At 64.1% G+C, this 3,457-nt stretch carries 3 protein-coding genes; 1 reads left to right on the top strand and 2 read right to left on the bottom strand.

Translation table 11 applies throughout. The features are described 5' to 3' along the window. Positions 1 to 219, top strand: a 219-nt coding sequence (locus ACH2EI_RS18675; RefSeq protein ID WP_395161115.1) for a transposase, incomplete at its 5' end; no start/stop codon positions are given. 20 nt (positions 220 to 239) lie between these two features. Here the strand turns inward: ACH2EI_RS18675 and ACH2EI_RS18670 are convergent. Together ACH2EI_RS18670 and ACH2EI_RS18665 are read right to left on the bottom strand one after the other, a co-directional pair. Continuing rightward, the gene (locus tag ACH2EI_RS18670) at positions 240 to 2,210 is read right to left on the bottom strand and encodes a tyrosine-type recombinase/integrase (RefSeq protein ID WP_395154060.1); all 1,971 of its coding nucleotides are present in this window, start codon (positions 2,208 to 2,210) and stop codon (positions 240 to 242) included. Continuing rightward, positions 2,207 to 3,163 (bottom strand): tyrosine-type recombinase/integrase, encoded by a 957-nt coding sequence (locus ACH2EI_RS18665; RefSeq protein WP_395154059.1) that lies wholly within the window; start codon positions 3,161 to 3,163, stop codon positions 2,207 to 2,209. Before ACH2EI_RS18665 ends, ACH2EI_RS18670 begins: the two co-directional genes overlap by 4 nt. Between the last annotated feature and the right edge of the window lie 294 nt (positions 3,164 to 3,457).

Raw genomic sequence — 3,457 nt, 5'->3', positions numbered from 1 at the left:
GTGCGCGTTGCCAATCGGTGCCTCGACGCGGTGCGCCGACGCGTGCAGAACGAGACGCTCGGCCATCGGGGCCGCAAGAACAATCCGCTCTACAAGATCCGCAAACTGTTACTCACCGGCTCCGAGCGTCTCAACGAACGCGGACGTGATCGGATGCTGCTTGGCCTGCGCGTCGGCGATCCCGATGACGAGTTGGTGGGGGCCTGGCTGGCAAACTAACCGGCCCTCGGGGGGTCGGGTCAAGAGGTTTCTGGTTGGGGTGTGGTTCGTTGGAGTCGTTGGAGGTGGTGTTCGAGGCTGGCAATGACTCGTTCGTGTCGGGCGGTTTCGGAGGTCCAGCCTCGTTCGGTGGCGTCGTTGCGCAGGGTTCGGATGTCGTCGAGTTGAGCGGTGATGGCGGGCTTGAATTCGACGGTTGGGGTGAAGTTGGAGCAGGTCTCGCAGATGTTCGCGTAGGCGCAGGCTTCGGCGGCGAGGTCGCGGCTGCAGTGGCCGTGCGCGACGCGGGTTTTGAGCATTTCGGATCGGATCCACTCAACGTCGTTGGGGACGGCGTGTCCGTCGATGACCGGGGCGACGGGGATGCGGCGACGAAGTTTGCCGATGGCTTGGTCGTATGCGGCGCGCAGTGTGGGTGAGGAAAGCCGCGCATATCGCATTGTCATCTCGGGGCTGGAGTGGCCGAGTAGTTGCATCAACGCTTGGAGTGTCATGCCGGCGTTCACGAGCGACGTGGCGTAGGTGTGTCGCAGTTGATGAGCAACGATGCGCAAGGGTTGCCCGTCGACTCCGGTGATCCCAGCGGCGCGGACGGCGTCGCGGAGGCCGCGTTGGATCCGGGCGGGTCCGAGGTGGCGGCCGTTTTCGACGAACACGAAATCGACTGGTCGGCTGTGGCGGGGGTGTGGGAGCGCTCGTTGTTGTTGGCGTCGGGCGAACCAGTTGTCGAAGACGTCGAGGGTGGCGGCGTCGAGTGGGACGACTCGTTCGGTGTTGAGTTTGCCGAGCGGGACGCGCAGCCAACTGCCGGCGGGTCCGTAGTCGACGATCGCGTCGAGTTCGAGTTCCAACAGTTCCCCGATGCGAAGACCGGTGCCACGCAGGACCGTCAGGCTGATGCGGGCGAATGGGTCATCGAGGTTGTCGACGGCGGCCATGAGCGCCTGGTCGACGTCGGGGGCGAGGGCGCGTGGGAGAAGCGCGGGTTGTTTGGGGATGTCGCTGGTGAACATCAGCCGGCGCGCCGGTGCGGGCCATCCCCATTCGGTGATGTCGTCGAGGAACGCGCGCACACTGATTGCGGCGTGGGCGGTCACGGATGGTCCGACGGGCCGGTCGCCGTGGTTGCCTCGACAGGAACGAGTCGAGGTCCAGGTGAGGAACGCTTCGATGTGGTGGCGTTCGAGTTGATCGATCGAGACCAGTTCGGGGAATGTGTCGGTGATGAACTCGCCGAACACCGCAAGCGCTGAGGTGAGCTTGTCGATCGTCTTGGGTCGCAGCACCGTCGCGCGGGCATCGAGATAGTTGAGGATCGTGGCACGGATCTCGGGTGCCGCGACGACGGCGAGGCGGCCTTGCCGGGTGGCTGGTCCACCCTGGCGGCGTTGTGCTGGCGGGCAGTCCACGATCCCGGCCTCGAACAGCAGCTTGCGAACCCCGAACAGTTTCGACCCGCGGTTGTGGCGGATCGCGGGTGTCCCCGCAGTCGAGGTTCGCACCGCTGTTACGCATTCGTCGATGTCGGTCTCTGTCAAGCTGGCTGGGGGCTTGCCGCAGAACGAGATCGCGAACGCGAGACCTTCGGCGATGAATGCGTTGGCTTGGAACTCCGAGATGTTGATCCGGGCAGCCGCTTGATGCATCGCGCCGGCCTCGGTCCGATAGAGGCCGGTCACCCAGCGGCGCATGCTGTGACCGAACCACTTCGTCAACAAAAACTCGGCATCAGCGCTGACCCGCGTCGAGATCAACGCGAACGTCACGAACGGCCAGACTGCTGAGCTACTCGACACGTCAGCGAGGCGTTGCTCGATCGGCCGGGTCATCCACACGTCGAGATCAGGGTGCTGTTCGAAGAATTTCCCGGCGGAGCGAAGCCGGACCCGTTGATAGGAGGTGCTGCCGCCCAGCAGGTGCTGCGCCGATGCGAACGCATCGAGCAGGGTGGCGTCGGCGTCGATCTCGACGGGTTGCTCGATAATCGTCATCGCCCAATCACCAATCGGGCAGCAGCGAACTCGGCTGCGAGGGTCTCCGCCGACAGATGCACATACTTCGCTGTCGTCTCGGGTGAAGCGTGCCCCATGAGATCGCGCAACACCATCAAGTCGATCCCGGCAGCAGCGAGTTCAGTCGCGTACGTATGGCGAAGACGGTGAGGCCGCACCCTCGTCGCACCCGTGCGTTCGCGATGGATCCGGAACACTTTGCGCATCCCAGCCTCGGTCATCGCCGCGCCAGTTGTCGGGCCGCGCAACACCACGAAACACTCCGGCGTCGAACATCGCGCCGGCCGTTCGCGACGCAGATAGGCGGCGACCTCGTCGAAGAAGACCCGGTCGATCGGAACCAGCCGTTCCCGGTTGCCTTTGCCAATCACCCGCACCCGCCGCATTCCCATATCGACATCAGCAAGTCGCAGACTGCGCACCTCGGCCGAACGCAACCCACCCAGCACCATTGCCAACACGACCGCCCGATCCCGATGCGTGTTCAAGTCGGCAAGGAACACGCTCACGTCTTCAGGGTCCAAGCTCTCGGGCAGCCGAGACGGCTCGCTCACGAGCCGGCCACCCGCCGGCCCCGACCGACTGGACCGAGCAACATGGCCGAGCATCCCTCGGCGCACCACCCGCAATCCCGAAGACCGGCGAGGTCTCGGCACCGGGTTCTCAACCAGTTCATCGATCGTCACCAAGAACTCGCACCACGACCGCACCGTCGACACTCGCCGGTTCATCGTCGACGCCGCTACCACTGCACGCTGCTCGCGCTGCCAATCCAAATAGCTGAACAGATCGACCGCCCGAACTCGCCCAACCCGAAGCCCGCGTACGGCGAGGAACGCAAGGAAGTTGGCAAGGTCGAACGCGTACGCACGCACCGTTGCCGGAGAGAACCCGCGAGTAACCAAATGATCCAAGAACCGATTCACCAACACGTCATCAATGCTGTCGCCAGACAACCGATGACTTCCCTCACACCGAACCACACGAGCACTCATCTCAACGGCCTCCTGACCCAAGTCTTCCCGACATCAACAGCCAATCAACGGACCACCGACACCACCGCCCCCGAGGGCCGGTTATCGGATAGGAATCTGTACGCGACGTGTATCTGGCCGGCAACTACGACGACGCAGCGGTCCTGCTCGACAAGACCATCGTCGGATGTCTCGACGACGAGGTTGCTGAGATCCAATCGCTCGGCGCCACGCTCGCTTCGTGGCGAACCG

The organism is Ilumatobacter sp. (assembly GCF_041688325.1).
GTDB lineage: Bacteria > Actinomycetota > Acidimicrobiia > Acidimicrobiales > Ilumatobacteraceae > Ilumatobacter_A.
This window is presented reverse-complemented; position numbering and strand designations above follow the sequence as displayed.